The sequence below is a fragment of the Leucobacter sp. cx-42 genome (assembly GCF_014529985.1).
In the GTDB taxonomy this organism is placed as follows: domain Bacteria; phylum Actinomycetota; class Actinomycetes; order Actinomycetales; family Microbacteriaceae; genus Leucobacter.
On sequence record NZ_JACVMU010000003.1, the window covers coordinates 71,637 to 89,827 of the forward strand.

Sequence of the window (18,191 nt, forward strand, 5' to 3'; positions counted from 1 at the left end):
GCAAGGATTACCCCTGGCTCAGGCGTCAGTTAGTTCGCGCCGTGACCATTCCGACGACGGGCGCGGATCATTCCCCACGCACCGGCTGCAATCGCGATCGCAGCAGCCGAACCGAGCAAAATCGGGTTCAGGTTGGAGCCTGTGCGGGCCAGGCCTGAGCCATTTTGCGCCTCATTGCCGGAGCCGGTGGCGGGCTTGTCTGCCTCGCCTGATCCGCCAGTGTCGCCACCGTTTCCGTCGTTGTCGCCGCCGTTATCCTTGGCGACAACGGTGAACGGGAACTTCTCGACGCTTTCGCCTGCCGCGTTCTGAGCGGTCACCGTCAGCACGTATTTACCCGGCTTGGTCGGGGTGCCGTCGATGTCGATCTCGTCACCCGCGGTGGCCGCCATGCTTGCCCAGTCAACTGGATCGTCCGATCCCACGGCCGTCACGACCACGGTCGTGCTGTCTGCCGGGGTAGCGGTTGCGTGCCAGCCGACGTCTTCGCCGACCACAATCGGGGCATCCTGCGACTCGACTTCAGTTCGCGTGAGCTCGATCTGAGGCGCACCAAACACAGTGATCTTAAATGTCCGCGACTCGGCTTCATTCACTGCACGAGACTGCCCGCCAATACCGCGACCAATCGTGATCTCCGTCGAACCGGCCGTAGCCGGTGTTCCTGCGAGCGTGCCCGTAGCACCGTCAAAGGTCATGCCCGCGGGCAATACACCCGAAATTCCAAGGGGCTCGCTCCCCGGAACCATGTTCGCGAGCTGCGTCGAGGATTCCTGGCCAAGCGGCAACATGAATTCCTCACCGTCCTCACCAGTGAAGATGGGCTCATCAGTGATCTGCAGGCTGAAGTCCTTGAAATCCTGCGGCGCATCAGCAGACGTCTCATACGGGGAGGACTCAGTCACACGGAGTGTGTAAGTGCCAGCAGCGACCGGAGTTCCAGTCACGTACCATGCTCCGCTTGCATCCGCCCGCGTCCCAAGGCCCTCGGGAACCGGCTGCGAATTTCCTTGAGCGTCTAGGTATTCGAACGAGTATGACGCGTCGGTACCTGACACTTCAACGGTTTGAAGGTCTACAGGGGCACCCGCGCGAACCGAGTAGCCATCACTGTTTGCGAAGAGGGTCGCTTCAGGGTCGACACGGAGCTGCGCAGTGAACGACTTCTCGTTTTCACCGGTCACCTCGAATGTGTACGAACCCACTCGAGTCGGTACACCGCTGAAGATCTGGGTGGCCCGGTCAAAGACCAGCCCTGGCACGACGCCTTCTTCAACAGTGAGCGCGCCAAATGCCTCGGTGTCAGAGAGCTTGGTTTCGTAGTCGCGCCCAAAAATAGCGGTCGCGAGTTCGACCGTTTCGCCAGGGGCAACCGCCAGGTCCGCGCTCACGACTGCCGGAGTCGGGGGTGACTCGAAATCTTCGCTTTCATAGCGCTCACGACCACCGTGCTCGTAGGCAGTGAAGTGAATCGACTTGCCCATTTCTGCTTGTGTCACGGTGTGTGCCACGCCCGTTGCCGTCGCCAGTGGCTTGCCGTCGAGATACCACTGATAGCGAACATCGTTTTTCGGAGACCCGGTCTGCTGAATAAAGTGCGTCTCCGCGGTCAATACGTCACCGACTTGGGGAGCGTTTCTATTGTCAGGAATCACGACGCGGAAAGCTGACTCTTGTTCGAGCATCGTCGCAGGCATCGCCTTGCAGGACTTTTCCGCGCGCGAGGTAACGAACGCACCGTTCGGAACGATGGTGCCGTCGCTCGTACCTACTGCGACCGTGAGCGGTCCGTTGAAGTACCATACTCGGCCGAGTGCAGCACCCGTCTTCCAGTTCGCGTACGCATTGACGGACGGAAGCGTGAATACGCTTGAGCCCCACAGCTTCGGTCCGACCGTCATCGCGATGCTGCGCGATACGGTCGTTGAACGTGAGTGGGCGTACTGGAACTGGCCGTTGACCTTCACACCGACTTTTGAGCCAGTGGCCTTGTTCTCAGCCTCATAGGAACCCTCAATGCCGACTCCGACCGTAAACTCATGTGCACGCTGCTTCTCAACGGTCACGGTCTCGGTGATGGTTCCGTCACCCTTGTTGCTCACGCCCATCGACCAGTCATTGGCAATGCAATCGAGGCTGAGACTGTTGGTGTTGTACACCGTTGCTTGCTTCGCCGGATCGAGCACGATAGCTTCAGGCAGGAAATACCCGTCCTCGGTTGCTTCCGCACGGTTACCGACGAATTTCATCTCTTTGTCGAGCGGTCGGGCCCAGAGATTCTTTCCGGCGAATGTGCTTGATTTCGGCCGCGACTGAAAGGCGACCGCGCCAAGGACCATGCGTTCCTGCAGGTAGGACCACTCGGTATGGTTTGCATTGTCGTTCATGACGGAGAACTGCATCTCCGGATTGGTGTTGGCCTCTGCGCCACCGCAATTGGGGGTGACACCACGTGTCCGATTGTTGGCGTTCTTTTCGGTTCCACCGTCAAAACCATTGCCGGTGCTGAACAAGCAGTGCTTGGGGTACTTCCAGCTCCGAAGCACAAACCGTGGTTTGCTGGTGGCACTGCCGCCATTCGCTTCCCACGTCGTGCTGTCGGTCTGATCGTTGAGGTCCTCAGAATCGGCACCAATTGCAAGCGGCTCGACCACCCAAGACTTGCTTGCGTCATTGTTGCAGCCGGTCCACTGCACACCGTGTTCGTGGCCGTCATTTTTGCCACCCTGAGTCGCAAGACACTTCTTGCCGTCAAGGCTTTGAATGCGCACCGTTCCGGGGTAAGCAGAGCTCGGCTTCATGCTCCATTTTTTACTCGGAGATGAGGCGAAATGGTCATTCGCCACACCAACCTGAAGTGAGCCGCCTGGGCCTTCACCATCTGCAGCCTGCGCGGGAGTGCCAGCTGGCATCATCGCCAGCGAGATCGCCAAACCGGCGCTGAGAGCGCCTGCAAGCAGCGCGCGTACGACAGCCTTACTGCTGATGCGCGAAATCGAATGAGTCTTGTCGACTCTGTGCATGAGAACTCCTTGAAGTTTCGGAACAAGGAAGATCGTATGCCCGTTTTCCAATACAGAGGCGGGGTTGGCAACTTTTTGCCAACCCCGCCTCAGCCGGTTCATGCGTGTCTTCGGGTGCGCCGCTCATTTCTAGGTAGTCAGGCGTGCGTCAGAAGGCACGAAGTCCCGCGTTAGCCCTTGAAGGTCTCGAAGATCTTCGTGTAGTTCGTCATCTCCTCGTTGTTGCAGGGCTGGACCGGCTTCGCCAGGTCGTATCCCTCTGGAAGATTGATTGCCGGGCTGTTGCGCAACTCTTCGCTCATGAGCTCTTCGGTGCCAGTAACGCCTGAGTTGTAGGCCTGGAAGTTCACCGCGACTGCCATGTTCTCGGGGTCAAGCATCCAGTTGAGGAAGGTCTTTGCCTGGTCGACATTCTTTGCACCCGAGGGAATCGCAAAGTTGTCCTGCCACAGCGCAATGCCCTCAGTCGGATAGACAAACTTGATGCTCGGGCGTTCCTGGATCGCACGGTGAGCTGCACCGTTCCAGATCATTGCCATCGACTGCTCGCCATTCGCCAGACGCTCGAAGATGCCATCACTGTTGATCGTGCCGACACGTGGCTTGAACCCGACGAGCAGGTCCTGCGCAGCCTGGAGCTCGGGCCCGTCAGTGGTGCAGAAGTCGCCACCGGTAACGCGTAGCGCCGAGTTGATGACCTCAGACTGATCGTTCATGATGCCGACCTTGCCCGCCGAAGCCGGTGGGTTGAAGTAGTCAGCCCACGAATCCAGATCTTCCTTGATCACGTCGGTGTCGTAGGCGAAGGAGGTCGTGCCATACAGGTACGGAGTCGAGAACTTACGGTCCTGATCAAAGTACACGTCCATGAACGCAGGATCGATGTTCCCACCGTTCGGCAGTGAGGTTGCATCGAACTCCAGCAGGAGTCCATCGTTCTTCAAGATCTCAACCATGTAGTCGCTTGGCACGACTACGTCATACCCGGCGCCGTCCGACGCACGCAGCTTCGCTTCCAGGCTTTCGTTCGAGTCAAAGTAGTCGACGTTGAGCTTGATGCCAGTGTCGGCGGTGAACTTCTTCACGAGTTCTTCTGGGTAGTAGTCGCTCCAGGTGTAGAGGTTCACCTCTCCACTTGTCGCTTCGGTGTACTCGGTCGATGCAGCTCCGTCGCTGCTGCCCGAGTCACTGACGCCGCCGCCACACGCGGTGAGTGCGAGCGCACTTACCGCAGTAACTGCGAGGGTTTGGGCGATTCGTCGCCCCGTGACGTGTTTACGCATGTTGCTTGCTCCTTCGTTGGGACTGCAGGAATGTGATGGTCGTAACGACGATTGCCAGAACCAGCAGCAGCGTGGCCACGACGTTGACCGCCGGGCTCGCTCCACGCCGAATCAGGCTGAAGAGGAATACCGGCAGCGGTGTCGCCCCCGCGGCCGAGAGGAAGTTGGAGATGATGAAGTCGTCAAGCGAGATCACGAACGACAGGATCGCTCCGGAGATGATGCCTGGCACTAGGAGGGGCAGGGTGATCCGCCGGAAGGTCTGCCACGCTGAGGCGCCCAAGTCCGTTGCCGCCTCAAAATACGTCGTGCCGAGACCCTTCAGCCGCGCACGAACCGGCATGAGCGCGAACGGAATACAGAACGATGTGTGCGCCAGAATGAGCGCAAGCATGCCTGGCTGCAGCCCAATGAGTCGGATGAACCCCAGCGTCGCAACCGCGAGCACAATCTCTGGCACGACGAGCGGCGCAGAAATGATCGCAATTGCCACACCAGAGAACTTGGCCCGAAGCTGTTCAACAGCGATCGCGAACAGAATGGCAAAGGTCGTGGCAATGATGGTCGCGACCACTGCAATCTGCAGCGACACCCACACCGCGCTCATGAGGTTTGCGTTCTGCGCAACCTCCCCAAACCAGCGCGCGCTAAAGCCCTTCCAGACCAACGCTGAATCGCCATCGTTAAACGCATAAATCGTCGTAATGAGAATGGGGATGTACAGGAAAACAATGCCGAAGATCGCGACGGGTGCCACCCCGGGAAAGTCCCGAAGACGCAACGCGCGCGCCGGCTTCTTGGGCCGGACGGCAGGAGTGCTGGTACTCATAGCGTGATCTCCACCTTCTTGCCCGACTTCCGCGAGTACAGCGCAACAGCGAGCAACGCGATCATGAGCATGATGAGAATGACAACTGACAGTGCCGCGCCAAACGGCCAGTTCCTCGCATCACCAAACTGGGACGCGATGAGGTTACCGATGAGCAAGACGTTTCCACCGCCGAGCAATACCGGTTGAACGTACGAGCCGAACGCTGGCATGAACACCAACAGCACACCCGAGATGACTCCGGGGACGGCGAGCGGCAGAATGATCCGCCGCATCACCGTGGTTTTCTTGGCACCGAGGTCGTATGCGGCCTCCGCCAGTCTGAAATCGAATCCGGCGAGTGAAGAGTAGATCGGCAGCACCATAAATGGCAAGAACGTATAGATGAGGCCGAGCTGTGACGCGAGCGGGGTGTACAGCAGCTCAAGTTTTGGCAGCCCCATCCCCTGCAGCCCCTTGTTCACGATGCCGTTGTCGTTCAAGATCAACATCCACGCGTAGGTGCGTACGAGCAAGTTTGTCCAGAACGGAATCGTGATGAGGAGCACCAACACGTTCTGCAGTTTTGCGGAACGCGTTGCGATCCAGAGCGCAATCGGGAAGGACAGGACCAAACACACGGCGGTAGTAATGGCCGCCTGCAGGAGTGAGTCACCAAAGACCTTGAGATAGCGCGGATCAAACTGCGTATTGCCCACGAAGTCCGACTGGAACAGGAAGTTCATATAGGGCTCGAGCGAGAACTCGTACACCACGCCACCGCCCTGGGGCGGGCGAGACATGAACGAGAACATCACAATGATGACGAGCGGACCAATGGTGAAGAGGGCAGCGACGATGAGCGCAGGCACCACACCGAACCACGGAATTCTGCCGGGCTTACGTTCGGGTGCACGGCGCTCAGCGAGCGGCACCAGATTGACGCCGGTGCGATCCGCGACCGGTCGTGGCGGCCTCGTGCTGAGCCGAGACATTACGCCACCGTCGATTCTGGGGCGAGCGGTCGCAGGGCCTCAACAGGCGCAAACAACGGAAGTTCGGCTTCGGGCCTGATCGTGTCAGCGAAGGGAGGTGGCACACGCACAGCAAGCTCGGTGCCGTCAGCGAGCTCGACCGTCACCCGCAGGTCGGTACCCATGTAGACGAGTTTGCTCACTCGCCCGGTGGCGAACTGCACGCCGACAGGGTCGAAATGAATGCGTTCCGGTCGAATCGTGAGCGTGACTCGCCCGCCAGGCGCCGAGACCCGCTGGCTCAGCTGCACGGGAACTCCCCCAGGCAGCTGCACCGTCAATGACTCAGCTGACTCGTCAACGACCGAGGTGGCGACAAAGTTGGTTTCGCCAATAAAGTCAGCGACGAACCTGCTCGCGGGACGCTCGTAGATTTCCTCAGGTGTTCCGATCTGCTCTGGTCGACCGTTATTGAACACCGCGATTCGGTCGCCCATGCTGAGCGCTTCTTCTTGGTCATGCGTGACGAACACGAAGGTGATGCCGGTCGTTCGTTGCAATCGCTTGAGCTCAGACTGCATCCCGCGGCGAAGCTTCAGGTCGAGGGCAGCAAGCGGCTCATCGAGCAGGAGTACCTGTGGTTGTTTCGCAAGCGCCCGTGCCAGTGCGACGCGCTGCTGCTGACCACCTGAGAGTTGATCTGGCTTGCGATTCGCCATCTCAGAAAGCTGCACGAGGGCGAGCATTTCATCGACCCGTGCGCGGATCTCTGCCTTCGGAAGCCGTTCCATTTCAAGGCCGAACGCAATATTTTCCGATACCGAGAGGTGCGGGAAGAGCGCGTACGACTGGAACACCGTATTGACTGGCCGTGCGTGGGGTGCGAGCTCATCGATCCGCTGGTCGCCCAACATGATCTCACCGTCATCGAGGGTTTCGAGGCCGGCAATCGAACGCAACAGCGTCGTTTTACCGCAACCCGACGGGCCCAGCATGACGAAGAATTCGCCGGGTTCGATAGTAAATGACACGTCATCAATCGCGTTGACGTGCGTCTTTTCAGGGGTCACGAACGTCTTACGAGCGTGCGAGATCCTCAGTTGCCCAGTTGGGGGTCGATTCGATTGTGATCGCTGAGGGACGGAAGGAGCAGGAATGGGCGTAGTCATACAGGCGCCTCTTTATTCTCAGAGGGAATGCGCCATTGCATCCCCTTGTGGTGCCCAAAGCTAATGGGATTAGATTAGATTCGCAACACCCAGTTATCGAGCTTTACCAAGCCGAGACATTCCGAAACGCAATGAGGCGGTATTTCATGATTGACGGATTAGCGGAGCAGAACGGGCCTGCGCCCGATTCACCGACGCCTCCGCCCCGTCGTACCGGGCGCCCTCGTCGGCCCGTACTTAGTGAAGATCTCATCGCCCGCACCGCACTGGAAATCATTGACGAGTCTGAGTGGTCATCTTGTACGATGGCCGCCGTTGCTCGTCGTTTGGGAGTGAAAACCCCTTCCCTGTATCACCATGTCAATGGTCAGCTCGGTGTCGTCGACCTCGTCCGCAAGATCGTTGTTGCGGAGATCCACGACCCTGGAATCCTCGAGCTTGCCCCGACCGAGGCAATCTGGTCGTTTGGCGTCTCGTATTATCGTGCGTTCTCCCGCCACCCCAACACCATCGAGGCGCTGACAACCACTCCTGTTCACGACCGCCAGACGATCCAGATGTACGAAACCTTCCTACGGGCGCTCGTACAGGGCGGCTGGGATCTGGACCGCGCGTTCGACGCGCTCGTCGGGCTCGAACATTTGGCACTGGGATTCGCTCTGGAGTGGAATGTTGAAGATCGAATGCTCGAGTCTTCCATCGCTGCGGGGCACGGCGCTCCCCTACTCGCGCGGGCCACGCGCACGAGTCTGCCCCAGCGACAGGTGGCAGAAGCCGCTTACTTGAGCCTGCTGCGCAGGTACATCAACATGTTCAGTCTTGAAAATTCACAGTCGCAAAGGAGCACTATGTCACCCCAACCACAACTTGTTATTCACGGGGCCAAAATCTGGTCCGACGGCGCCTTCCTCGAAGAGTCAGCAGTGGCTATCGCTGATAGCCAGATCACCGCACTTGGGGGCGAAGAGCTCGCCACGCAGTGGGCAGCAGCCGACGTTCCACCGCAGGTCATCAATGCCAATGGCGGCCTCCTCACGCCTGGGTTCGTCGACGCTCACGTACACACCACAATTGGCGGTATCGAACGACTGCGATGCGATCTCACGGGCTGCGCAAATGCTGATGAGGTGTATGCGAAGATCGCGGAATACGCTGCAGAGCACCCAGACCTGCCGTGGATTCTTGGCGGTGGCTGGCGCATGCCACACTTCCCTGGTGGGCTGCCGCGTCGCGAAGATCTCGACCGCATCGTGCCAGACCGCCCCGTGTACCTCATCAATGCCGACCACCACGGAGCCTGGGCAAACACGCTCGCCTTGGATATCGCAGGCATCACGGCAGAGACTCCCGACCCGGTTGATGGTCGGATTGAACGCGACGCAGACGGCACCCCCAACGGCACCTTGCAGGAGGGCGCCGCTGAACTCGTGGGCCGTGCAGCGCCAGAAACCACTGCAGCCGAACTCTGCGCTGGGTTGCTCGCAGGCGAACAGGCACTGTTCGAAGCCGGCGTGATTGGGTGGCAGGAAGCGATCCTTGGCGACTACGCAGGGTATACCGATTTCACTCCCGCGTATGTTGAGCTGCTTGAGCGCGGTGAGCTCCGTGGCCGCGCAAGCGGCGCCCTGTGGGTGTCGCGAGATTTTGACGGCATGACCATTCCCGAATTTGTGGCGGATCTCGAACGTCGGCGCGATCTCTACTCACGCGATGGCCTCATTCTGAACACCGCCAAAATCATGGTGGACGGTGTCCCGGAGAACGAGACTGCCGCAATGAATGAACCGTATGAGGCCGAGTGCTCCTGCACCGGTGAAGCAGGCCTCGCGTACTTCTCACGCGATGAACTGTTTGAGCTCGTCCCGCTCCTCAACGAGCGCGGTTTCAACGCGCATTTCCACGCCATCGGCGATCGTGCTGTGAGGTACGCACTCGATGCACTCGAGGCGGTGCCCGCAGAAATTCGTGCAGCACGTCAGAACCACATTGCTCACCTGCAGATCATTGATCCGGTTGAGATCCCCCGGTTCGCGCGCCTGGGCGTGACTGCAAACCTGCAACCGCTGTGGGCTGCGCAGGATCAGCAATTCCTCGATCTCACCCGTCCGCTGCTTGGCGAAGAGCGCTCACAGCACCAGTATTTGTTCCGCTCACTCGAGCTTTCGGGCACGCCCCTCGCGTGCGGTTCCGACTGGCCAGTGTCGACACCCAACCCGTGGCTGGGCATGCACGTCGCAGTGAATCGACAGGAACCTGGAGTCACGGACATGGCGCCGCTGATCCCGGAGGAGGCGCTGACGCTCGCATCGATCTTGCAGGCCTACACCCGCGGCTCAAACGAGCTCTTGGGCTTTGGCGGTGGGCGGATCGCTGTCGGGGCACCGGCAGATCTCGCACTTGCAGACCGAGATCCGTTTGCCGGCGAACCCGCTGACATCTGGCAGACCACGAACGTCGCCACCGTGGTCAACGGCGAGGTGGTCTTCACCGCCTAACGAACGCGTGCTGGGGTGTCCTGCGTTCCCGCACGGGCACCCCAGCATTCGTCGTTGCTGCTTACGCTCGCAGGATCTTCTCCATCGCTTTCCCCTTTGCGAGCTCATCGATGAGCTTGTCGAGGTAGCGGATCTCACGCATGAGCGGATCTTCGATCTCTTCGATCCGCACACCGCAAATGACGCCCTTGATTGCCGAACGTGCCTCGTTCAGCTTGGGAGCCTCGTCAAAGAACTCTTCCAGGTTTGTCTCGTTTCCTGGGGCAATCAGCTCAGCCAGCTGTGCCTGCGAATAGCCCGTCAACCAGCAGATGATCTCATCGACCTCAGCTGCGGTGCGACCCTTCCGCTCAGCCTTCGCCGTGTAATTCGGGTACAGGTCTGAGAATGCGAGCTTGTAAATACGATGTCCAGCCATACCCAGATTGTACGCAGCGAACTCGTAATCGGAACTCTAGCCGACTTCGCGACACAAGGCTCAATGGTATAGCTCAAACCTATGGTTGCTATAGACCGCCCTCGGCTTGCGCGGCTTCCTGAGTTTCCCGAGACTGTTTGAAAGTGCCAGCAATGACGCGGGTATTGAACAAGGGATACAAAGACAATGATCACTCGTAAAAAGACTGCTCTAATTGCCGCTTTTGCAGCGGCACTTCTGACTTTGAGCGGATGCAGCTCAGCCCCAAAGGACAGCGACGCCGCCACTGAAGACGGTGGTCAGCGTACTGTCACAATTGTCACTTCCAATGATGCCCCTTTCTCCTTCGTCGATGATGCGACAGGTGAACTGACTGGCATCGACGGTGACATGCTCAATGCCATGGCTGAGCAGCTCGATTGGGATATCGAGGTTGTAGTTACAGACTTTGCCACGATGCCACAGACTGTTCTTTCGAAAAAAGCGGACTTCATTGCTGATGGGCTATACGTAACCGACGAACGCAAGAAAACGCTTGCGTTCTCTGACACCTGGTATTACCAGGGCGAAGGCATGCTTGTCCCTGCAGATTCAACTCTAAAAAACCGCGAAGACGCGAAGGACAAGACGATCGGCGTCATGACAGGAACCACTCACCTCGAGATCGCGCAATCGCTGACCAGCGAAGGCAACATCAAGATGTACGACTCACAAGCGAACATGCTCCAGGCAGTCGCCAACGGCCAGGTGGACGCCGCGTTTACAGACCAGGCAGTCGTCGCTTGGAGCCTCGAGCAGAACCCGAACCCGAAGGTCAAGCTCGTCACCCCCTACGAGCCTTACTTCCCCGGAACGATCGCTGCCGCATTCCGGCAGGATGATGACAGCAAGAAGCTGCTTGACGAGCTCAACGGCGCTCTTGTGGATTTGAAGGCTACGCCCAAGTACCTTGAGATTCTCAAGAAGTACGGACTGACCGAAGATAACGCAGCAGAATAATCGCCGTTTGAGCGGGGTCCCTATAAACGGACCCCGCTCAAACATTTGAAAGGTCCATTATGGAGTTCCTTGAAAGCGTCTTTAGCGTTTTCCCATCACTCATTCGAGCGATTCCAGTCGTCGCTCAGCTCGCAATCGGGGCGATGATTCTTGCTCTCGTACTGGGTTTGCTCGTAGCACTGGCGCGTCTTTCACAAAGCAAGATTCTGCGCGCAATTGCAACAATCTACGTTGAAGTACTACGCGGCACCCCGTTGCTCGTTCAGCTCGTGTATATCTACTTCGTGCTCCCAACCGTCGGTATCTCGCTTGACCCCATAGCGGCAGGCATAGTGGGCCTGGGTTTGAACTATGCCGCGTACCTTTCTGAGGTGTACCGAACTTCCATCCTTGCGATCGACTCTGGCCAGACAGAGGCTGCGCTTTCGCTCGGCTACACTCCAACAAAAACACTGTGGAAGATTGTTATTCCGCAATCATTTAAGGTGGCGCTTGGACCGATCGGCAACTACTTCATCGCAATGGTGAAAGACACCGCCCTCACTTCGGTCATTGCGGTCTCTGAGATCCTCAAGACTGCCAACACTTTGAACGCCCAGACTTTCCAAACCGTTGAAATTTATACGGCTGCGGCTTTGCTCTATCTCGCGCTGTCGCTCCCGCTCTCTCGTCTAGTTATTGTGCTCGAACGAAAGGTCCGCGCTCGTGCCTAATTCGGTCATCAGCATCCAAAACGTCCATAAGAGCTTCCAAATTGGGGAAAAGCCGACACTCTGGCAACGTCTCGTTGGACGCGCCTCCACCCGTAAAACACTTGAAGTTCTGAAAGGCGTTGATCTCGAAGTGAGCCCCGGAGAAGTGGTGGTTCTCATCGGTTCGAGCGGTTCCGGAAAATCAACGTTGCTTCGTTGCATCAACAAGCTCGAGGTCATCGACAGCGGCGAGATCCTCGTCAACGATCATCTCGTCGGCTACCGACGAAGTGATGGAAAATTGGTTGCGGAATCAGCGAAAGACACGGCGCGCAAGCGACAAGACATCGCGATGGTGTTCCAGCACTTCAATCTCTTCATGAATAAGACCGCGCTGGAAAACGTAATAGCGCCTCTCCGAGACGTTAAGAAGCTCTCTAAAGCCGACGCACTCAACCTAGCCGTCCCTGCACTCGAGCTCGTCGGCCTTGCAGATCGCATGGAGAACTACCCTTCACGGCTCTCTGGCGGCCAGAAACAACGTGTGGCTATCGCGCGAGCGATGGCCATGGAACCAAGCGTCATGCTTTTTGACGAGCCAACCTCTGCACTCGACCCAGAGCTCGTCGGCGAGGTACTTTCTGTCATTAAGAGAATCGCTAGCACCGGTACGACCATGATGATCGTTACTCACGAGATGCAATTTGCACAGGAGATCGCTGATCGAGTCATCGTGATGGACAACGGCCAAATCGTCGAACAGGGTCCACCGAGCGAGATTTTCGGGTTCCCAAAGCACACGAAGACCCGCGCCTTGCTCCGACGCTCAGGCCTCCTAGACACTCCGGAGACAGAGGTCGTAGGAGTCATTCCGTTGGAGGATGAGGACGGCGTCTAGGCTCTGACCCTTATCTTGCGTGCTTTAGCGCTCTGGCCAACGGGCTAAAGCGCTAAAGCACGCAGTTCGGTTTGGCTAGTCACGTGGCTTCGCGACGCGCTTCTTCAGAATCGCGCTGACTAAGTCAATGAGCTCTAAAACCACCGGCGATAGCACGCTATTCCTCCTCCGAATTACCGCGATGGTGTCATAAAGCGGTTGTTCGAACGGGGCAACGTAGATGCCTGTCGGAAAGCTTTTACTTTGGGTGACAGCGTGCGACACCATGGTGTCGCCCACACCCCGTCGCACCAACTCCAGCGCTGCTTCCAGGTACTCAACCTCAAACTGTGGCTGCAACCGCAGGCCGAGTCGCTGTGCACGTTCACTGAGCTGACGCCTCGTTGGATCATTCCAGCTATAACTTGCGTCATAAAGCACGATCTTCTTACTTGCAATATCTTCGACGCTCACCGGCATCGTTACGTGTTCAGGGTTACTGCTGGCCCACAGGACTTCGTCTCTGATCAACGGAAAAACTTCGAGTTCCTCATCCGGCACCGGCAACACCACGATCCCAGCTTCGAGCTTGCCTTCACGTACGCCCTCGACAACCTCGTACGAGTTTTGGCCGAAAAGTCTTACCTGCACTTCGGGATGACTACGGTGAAACTCCTCCACCATGTCAGGGAGGAAGTAAAAATTTGCGTTGCGGAGCACACCGATCGAAATCGATCCGCGACGGGCACCCCGCATCTCAACAAGTGCTTCATCTGCGCGCTCTGAAGATTCAACAATCTGCCGCGCCCACCCCAAAAGCTCCTGCCCAGCGGCTGTGAGCATCAGTTTTCTTCCAGTACGGATAAAGAGGGACATCTTGTGATGCTCTTCCAACTTCCGAATCAATGCTGAGACTGTGGGCTGCGAGACTTCGAGTCTGGCAGCTGCGGCAGTGAAGGATCCACCATCAACTGAATATACGAATGCCCGCAGCTGCGTAAGTGTCATAGCTTGATCCTATGGGATGTAGAGCTAGTTGCCACGTTGTATTAGGCTCAACCACTTTCTAGCATCAGATCATGAAGTTCACTCAGCCTATTCTTGACAAGTACGCCGGTCATTTCACCCGTTTGAAGACTCCCCTCGATGTGCCAGCAGCACAGCGCGACCCGGAGGTCGTCGCAAAGGTCTCGAGCATGCTCCTCGACATTGAACGTCGTGGCCTAGATGCTGTTCGCGACTATGCAAAGTCCCTCGATAACTGGCAGGGCTCAGATTTCGAAATCTCTGACAAGACCATCGCAACCAGTGGCGATCGAATTCCCCGTGAGCTTCGCGAAGCGATCGACCTTGGCGCAGAGCGCACCCAGGCTTTCGCCCGCCACCAACGTGCCAGCCTTCGCGACTTCGAAGTTGAGCTCGCGCCAGGACTGCACACAGGGGTGAAGTACATACCTGTTGGCCGGGTTGGCGCTTACATGCCTGCAGGCCGTTTCCCCCTCACCGCGAGCGCATTCATGACAGTTGGTGTTGCAAAGGCGGCAGGCGTTCCACAGGTGATCGCGTGTACGCCTCCCCAGCCTTCTGGCCTAGCGAACGACGCCGTCCTCTACACAGCAAAGGTCTCTGGCGCTGATCGCATCTTCCTGTTGGGCGGCGTTCAGGCTCTCGCAGCTATGGCATATGGACTCATCGACGAACTCCCCGTAGATATGCTTGTTGGTGCCGGAAACGCCTTCGTGGCTGAAGCAAAGCGCCAGCTATTCGGGCAGGTTGCCATTGACCTGCTTGCAGGCCCGTCTGAGGTTGCGGTACTCGCAGATGAAACTGCCGACCCTGAGCTCGTTGCCGCTGATTTGCTTGGCCAGGCAGAACACGGCCCGAATTCTCCGGCAGCGCTTGTTACGACTAATGAGGCGCACGGCCGTGCCGTCATTGAGGCTGTGGAACGCCAGCTTCAAACGCTTTCCACTGCTCATATTTGCGGCCCTGCATGGCGTGACTATGGTTCTGTCACGGTGGCAGACTCCCGCGAAGTCGCCGTGGCGCTTATGGATGACTTGGCAACAGAGCACCTTGAAGTACTCACCTCTGATGATGCTTGGTATCACGAGAATCTACGAAACTACGGTTCCGTTTTCCTTGGCGAGTGGAGCACCGTTGCTTACTCCGACAAGGGAATGGCAGGAACAAACCACACTCTTCCCACAGCAGGCGGCGCGAAGCACAGCGCAGGTCTCTCGGTCGCACGCTTCCTGAAGCCGTTGACCTTCCAGCGAGTTGAGCGTGAAGCAACACCGCTTTTGGCTCCCGCGACCATCACGATCTCAGCTTCGGAGGGCATGTCAGCTCACGAAGCGACCGCACAGATGCGACTCGATCGCTACAACAGCTAAGAGTCGCTGACATCTCGACTATCACAAGGCGAAGCCCGGACCGCAATGGCCCGGGCTTCGCTGCGTGTAGGCGTTAGCGGTTGTCTGCGACAATCCGCCCCTGACGCATTGTTAGTACGTTGCGCGTCTGCCAGATCTCGCTCGCGGGCGCCGCGAACGGGTTGCGGTCGGTGAGCGCAAGGTCAGCAACTGCACCGGCAGTGATGTGGCCGGCACCGCCCGGGGTACCGAGCAGCGAGTGCGAACCACGAGTGTACCCATCGAGGGCGACCTCGAGGGGCAATGCCTCATTGGGAAGGAGCGGCTCAGAATCAGCGATACCGGGCGCGCGGCGGTTCACCGCAACGTGCATCGCCTGCCAGGGATCGGGGGTCGAGACTGACCAGTCTGAACCGAATGCGAGCTCGGTCCCGGCACGCATGAGCGACCCGAACGGGTACTGCCAGCCAGCGCGTTCTTCGCCCAAAATTGGCAGCGTGAGCTCGACCATCTGTGCTTCAAGTACCGCCCACAGCGCCTGACAGTTGGCGGTCACATCGAGCTCGACAAAGCGCGGAATGTCAGCGGGATCCACCACCTGCAGGTGCGCGATATGGTTGCGCACCCCGGCACGATCCGCCGCGGGAACTGCCGCAACCGCGTCGAGCGCGTAACGAGCTGCGCGATCGCCGATGGCGTGGAAGTGAGCGTTGAATCCGCGCGCGTTGAGCTTGGGGACGAGCACCTTGAGGTCTTCGGCGCTGAAGTATGCGAGGCCGCGATTGGCGGATCCGCCGCCGCAGTCACAGCCATCAACATACGGCTCGTTCATCGCGGCAGTGAGGTTCTCTGCCACACCATCGACCATGATCTTGGCAGTGCTCGTGTTGAAGCCGTGTGCGGCGGCCTCAGCGCGTCGGCGCTCGAAGTCCGCGACGATCGCGTCGGCGTCGACGGGCGATTCAGGGTTCGATAGGTCACGAGTCACCCAGAGCGCGCCGGAGACATCAGCGTCTACCCTGTCTGCCATTTCCGCGGTGTAAGCAGGGGTGACGTCGGGGTATCCCGCGTATGCGCCCAGAATCGCTTCCTGCCAGGCGGTGATTCCGTAGCCGTGCAGAAGTTCCTGCCCACGCAGCAGGCCAGCGCGGCATTCCTCGATCGTGGTCGGGGGCAACACATGCGAGAAGAGTTCCTGGGCGCCCTCATGCATAGTGCCGCTCGGGGTACCGTCTTCGTGCCGCTCGAAGCGACCGTCAGCGGGATCCGGCGTATTCGCGTCGATGCCAGCCAGCTCGAACGCACGCGAGTTCGCCCAGGCACCGTGGTGATCCGCGTTGATGAGGAACGCCGGTCGGTCGCTCACGATCGCGTCGAGCGCTTCGCGCGTCGGAGCGCCACCCTCGAAGTGCGACATGCTCCAGCCGCCGCCAAGGATCCACTCACCGTCGTGCGCTGACGCGTATTCTGCGATGCGCGCGAGTGTCTCTTCAGCGTTGTCACAGTCGCTCAGCTCGCAGCGTCCAAGTTCAACGCCGCCAAAGACCGCGTGCACGTGGGCGTCAGCGAAGCTCGCATGCAACAGGCCGCCCCGCGCATCGATGTGCTCGGCGCCGACCGCATCTGGCAGTGCGGCAATCGCGGCCGAGTCGCCGACCGCGACGATCTTGCCATCGGCGATGAGCACGCCTCGACCTTCGACCGGAGTACCGCCGAGAAATGCGGTGGCGTTGGTAATGAGTGTGCGGATCATGCCTGAACTCCATTCGATACAGCTGCCTGCGCAGCGTCAGTGGGTGATGCGGTGGTCTGCTTCTGGTGCTGCTCAGCGAAGCGCGAAGCGTAGATAATGAGGGCGCCGCTCACGACCGCGATCGTCGTCATGACGGTTGCAAGCACGCCTGAGCCTGCGCGGTCAAACAACTGTGTCGACACAAGTGGGCCAAGGGCGACACCGAAGATGTAAACACCATTGACGAGCACACTCACGCCGCCGTCACGCGACAGCGACGCCGCAAGTCCGAAGATGAGCGGCAGCATTGCGCCGAACACGAAGCCCCATACGGCACTCGAGGTCGCATACATGACGGGGGTCGCGAGCGTCATGAGGCCGAGCTTTGCGATCGCGCTGACACTGAGCAATCCGATGAGCGTTGCGGTGCGTCCGAACCACCGGTGCATGAACGGCGCCACGAGCGCACCAGCAAGCCCGCAGAATACGGAGAGCGCAAAGATCATAGGCACGAAGCTGTCTGAAACCTGCATGTCGCTCTCGCCAACAATCACGCCAACGAGCCCATAGACGCCATCATCGGTGATCGACCAAGCGCCGAAGCCAAGGGCGAGGAGCCACCCGATTCGGCGGATCCGCCCCTCGCTCGCGTCCACTGCCTCGGCGACGGAGTCGCCCTCGGCACCGAGCGAACCGGGAGCGTGGGGTGCTGCATCACCGGCTGCCGCAGCAGTCGCCGCGGTACCAACGACGTCAATCGCGGCGGTCGCCTCAGGAACGCGAGGAAGCCAGTGCGCACCAATGAAGCCGAGGATGCCAGGGATCGCGAGGATAAGGAACAGCTCGCGCACGCCGCCGCCAACGAGTGGGATCGTCAGGAAGGCGACCGCGACAACGAAACGGTTGACGATCATGACAATTGTGGTCGATCGGTCAGGATCGGGTGTCGCCGAGACTGCGGCAGTCGCTGCCGAGATCACAAAGCCGGAGCCGATGCCGCCAGCAATCAGGGCGACCATGCTGACGTTTGCGACCGGCCAAATTGCGCCGGACAGGAACGCGAGCATCATGATCGCGAGACCGATCCGCGCGATGACCACGCGATTTCCTCGCTGCACCGCGCGACGAGTCAGTAGCACCGCGGCGGCGTTCGCGAGGGTCATACCGGTAGCGACGAACCCGGCGGCCGTCACCGATACGCCCAGTTCGTAGACGAGCTTTTCAACAATCGAGGGAACTAGGTTTGCTGGCAGGAGCGCAAACACCCAGGTGGTGATGAGCGCACCCATTGTGGGAGCACCGGCGCGAGCTACGCCGGATGTGGGTCGGGACATTCTCGGTCTTCC

At 59.0% G+C, this 18,191-nt stretch carries 14 protein-coding genes; 5 read left to right on the forward strand and 9 right to left on the reverse strand.

Features of this window, described 5'->3' with window-relative positions; translation table 11 throughout:
* Positions 1-29 precede the first annotated feature (29 nt).
* The 5 genes from ICM05_RS03755 to ICM05_RS03775 form a co-directional block, all read right to left on the reverse strand.
* Positions 30-3,023 (reverse strand): putative Ig domain-containing protein, encoded by a 2,994-nt coding sequence (locus tag ICM05_RS03755; protein WP_188023251.1) that lies wholly within the window; start codon positions 3,021-3,023, stop codon positions 30-32.
* Positions 3,024-3,193: 170 nt separating this feature from the next.
* The gene (locus ICM05_RS03760; RefSeq protein ID WP_188023252.1) at positions 3,194-4,306 is read right to left on the reverse strand and encodes an extracellular solute-binding protein; all 1,113 of its coding nucleotides are present in this window, start codon (positions 4,304-4,306) and stop codon (positions 3,194-3,196) included.
* Positions 4,299-5,135, reverse strand: a complete 837-nt coding sequence (locus ICM05_RS03765; protein WP_188023253.1) for an ABC transporter permease — start codon at positions 5,133-5,135, stop codon at positions 4,299-4,301. The genes ICM05_RS03760 and ICM05_RS03765 overlap by 8 nt, the downstream gene beginning before the upstream one ends.
* Positions 5,132-6,109 carry an ABC transporter permease gene (locus ICM05_RS03770; RefSeq protein ID WP_188023254.1) on the reverse strand — a complete coding sequence of 326 codons (978 nt, stop codon included), beginning with the start codon at positions 6,107-6,109 and terminating at the stop codon, positions 5,132-5,134. The genes ICM05_RS03765 and ICM05_RS03770 overlap by 4 nt, the downstream gene beginning before the upstream one ends.
* A complete protein-coding gene (locus ICM05_RS03775; protein ID WP_353055814.1) occupies positions 6,109-7,158 on the reverse strand; it encodes an ABC transporter ATP-binding protein in 1,050 nt (349 codons plus the stop codon). The genes ICM05_RS03770 and ICM05_RS03775 overlap by 1 nt, the downstream gene beginning before the upstream one ends.
* Before the next feature lie 245 nt (positions 7,159-7,403).
* Between ICM05_RS03775 and ICM05_RS03780 the strand changes: the two genes are divergently transcribed.
* Complete coding sequence (locus ICM05_RS03780) at positions 7,404-9,752, forward strand: amidohydrolase family protein (RefSeq protein ID WP_188023256.1); 2,349 nt, start codon at positions 7,404-7,406, stop codon at positions 9,750-9,752.
* 61 nt (positions 9,753-9,813) lie between these two features.
* On the opposite strand, the gene ICM05_RS03785 is transcribed toward ICM05_RS03780, so the two are convergent.
* Entirely contained in the window at positions 9,814-10,170 is a 357-nt protein-coding gene (locus tag ICM05_RS03785) for a DUF2200 domain-containing protein (RefSeq protein ID WP_188023257.1), read from the reverse strand.
* Positions 10,171-10,356: 186 nt separating this feature from the next.
* Between ICM05_RS03785 and ICM05_RS03790 the strand changes: the two genes are divergently transcribed.
* From ICM05_RS03790 to ICM05_RS03800, 3 genes are read left to right on the forward strand one after another with little or no spacing between them, the layout of a single operon-like run.
* Positions 10,357-11,169 (forward strand): ABC transporter substrate-binding protein, encoded by an 813-nt coding sequence (locus tag ICM05_RS03790; protein ID WP_188023258.1) that lies wholly within the window; start codon positions 10,357-10,359, stop codon positions 11,167-11,169.
* Between the two features lie 59 nt (positions 11,170-11,228).
* Positions 11,229-11,882, forward strand: coding sequence for an amino acid ABC transporter permease (locus ICM05_RS03795; RefSeq protein WP_188023259.1), 654 nt, complete (start codon positions 11,229-11,231; stop codon positions 11,880-11,882).
* Complete coding sequence (locus ICM05_RS03800) at positions 11,875-12,759, forward strand: amino acid ABC transporter ATP-binding protein (RefSeq protein WP_370566763.1); 885 nt, start codon at positions 11,875-11,877, stop codon at positions 12,757-12,759. Before ICM05_RS03795 ends, ICM05_RS03800 begins: the two co-directional genes overlap by 8 nt.
* A gap of 75 nt (positions 12,760-12,834) precedes the next feature.
* Here the strand turns inward: ICM05_RS03800 and ICM05_RS03805 are convergent, their stop codons facing one another.
* Complete coding sequence (locus ICM05_RS03805) at positions 12,835-13,746, reverse strand: LysR family transcriptional regulator (protein ID WP_188023260.1); 912 nt, start codon at positions 13,744-13,746, stop codon at positions 12,835-12,837.
* Positions 13,747-13,817: 71 nt separating this feature from the next.
* On the opposite strand from ICM05_RS03805, the gene hisD reads away from it, so the two are divergent.
* Positions 13,818-15,134 carry a histidinol dehydrogenase gene (gene hisD, locus ICM05_RS03810; RefSeq protein WP_188023261.1) on the forward strand — a complete coding sequence of 439 codons (1,317 nt, stop codon included), beginning with the start codon at positions 13,818-13,820 and terminating at the stop codon, positions 15,132-15,134.
* Between the two features lie 73 nt (positions 15,135-15,207).
* On the opposite strand, the gene ICM05_RS03815 is transcribed toward hisD, so the two are convergent.
* Both ICM05_RS03815 and ICM05_RS03820 read right to left on the reverse strand, forming a co-directional pair.
* Entirely contained in the window at positions 15,208-16,866 is a 1,659-nt protein-coding gene (locus ICM05_RS03815) for an amidohydrolase (protein WP_188023262.1), read from the reverse strand.
* Positions 16,863-18,179, reverse strand: coding sequence for an MFS transporter (locus ICM05_RS03820; protein ID WP_188023263.1), 1,317 nt, complete (start codon positions 18,177-18,179; stop codon positions 16,863-16,865). Before ICM05_RS03820 ends, ICM05_RS03815 begins: the two co-directional genes overlap by 4 nt.
* Positions 18,180-18,191 lie beyond the last annotated feature (12 nt).

What these genes read in the sequence shown, in the direction of transcription:
- ICM05_RS03755 (WP_188023251.1), bottom strand. Translation starts at nt 3,023, where the DNA reads ATGCACAGAGTCGACAAGACTCATTCGATTTCGCGCATCAGCAGTAAG.
- ICM05_RS03760 (WP_188023252.1), bottom strand. Translation starts at nt 4,306, where the DNA reads ATGCGTAAACACGTCACGGGGCGACGAATCGCCCAAACCCTCGCAGTT.
- ICM05_RS03765 (WP_188023253.1), bottom strand. Translation starts at nt 5,135, where the DNA reads ATGAGTACCAGCACTCCTGCCGTCCGGCCCAAGAAGCCGGCGCGCGCG.
- ICM05_RS03770 (WP_188023254.1), bottom strand. Translation starts at nt 6,109, where the DNA reads ATGTCTCGGCTCAGCACGAGGCCGCCACGACCGGTCGCGGATCGCACC.
- ICM05_RS03780 (WP_188023256.1), top strand. Translation starts at nt 7,404, where the DNA reads ATGATTGACGGATTAGCGGAGCAGAACGGGCCTGCGCCCGATTCACCG.
- ICM05_RS03785 (WP_188023257.1), bottom strand. Translation starts at nt 10,170, where the DNA reads ATGGCTGGACATCGTATTTACAAGCTCGCATTCTCAGACCTGTACCCG.
- ICM05_RS03790 (WP_188023258.1), top strand. Translation starts at nt 10,357, where the DNA reads ATGATCACTCGTAAAAAGACTGCTCTAATTGCCGCTTTTGCAGCGGCA.
- ICM05_RS03795 (WP_188023259.1), top strand. Translation starts at nt 11,229, where the DNA reads ATGGAGTTCCTTGAAAGCGTCTTTAGCGTTTTCCCATCACTCATTCGA.
- ICM05_RS03805 (WP_188023260.1), bottom strand. Translation starts at nt 13,746, where the DNA reads ATGACACTTACGCAGCTGCGGGCATTCGTATATTCAGTTGATGGTGGA.
- hisD (WP_188023261.1), top strand. Translation starts at nt 13,818, where the DNA reads ATGAAGTTCACTCAGCCTATTCTTGACAAGTACGCCGGTCATTTCACC.
- ICM05_RS03815 (WP_188023262.1), bottom strand. Translation starts at nt 16,866, where the DNA reads ATGATCCGCACACTCATTACCAACGCCACCGCATTTCTCGGCGGTACT.
- ICM05_RS03820 (WP_188023263.1), bottom strand. Translation starts at nt 18,179, where the DNA reads ATGTCCCGACCCACATCCGGCGTAGCTCGCGCCGGTGCTCCCACAATG.